Source organism: Chryseobacterium sp. C39-AII1 (genome assembly GCF_039672645.1).
Classification (GTDB): Bacteria; Bacteroidota; Bacteroidia; order Flavobacteriales; family Weeksellaceae; genus Chryseobacterium.
On the sequence record NZ_JBDFPQ010000048.1, the window covers coordinates 1 to 546 of the forward strand.

General features: G+C 39.7%; 1 protein-coding gene. It reads left to right on the top strand.

The annotated features are described in order from the left end of the window. The coding region (locus ABEG63_RS21535) for an RHS repeat-associated core domain-containing protein (RefSeq protein ID WP_346587491.1) at positions 1-546 on the top strand (546 nt) is incomplete at both ends.

Consider the following 546-nt stretch of genomic DNA (forward strand, 5'->3'; position numbering starts at 1 on the left):
CCACCTCTGAAGGATTTTACAGTTTTAGAGAAAACCGCTATATTTACCAATATCAAGATCATTTAGGAAATACGAGAGTAAGCTTCTCGAAAACCAGCGCAGGCGTTCTTGAAACAAAAGATACCAACAATTATTATCCTTTTGGGTTGAATCATATCGGGGGATCTAATGCTTCTAATTTCGGAAGCTTGTATTCTTACAAATACAACGGAAAAGAGCTTCAGGAAACAGGAATGTACGATTTTGGAGCGAGAATGTATATGCCGGATCTGGGAAGATGGGGTGTGGTAGATGCCTTGGCAGAACAAATGAGAAGATATTCGCCGTATAATTATGCTTTTAATAATCCTATTAGCTATATTGATCCTGATGGAAATGCTGCTTATGATCCAAGATCTATTTATGGAGAACATTCTGCCTTTAATGGAGATTTTGATCCAAATTCTTCTCTCTCAAGTTATAATGGAATGGGAGGTTCTCATGGAATGTATTTCGCTGCGGATGCAGGGGGTGGACAGGCTGGATCTGGATCTGGATCTGGAGGTT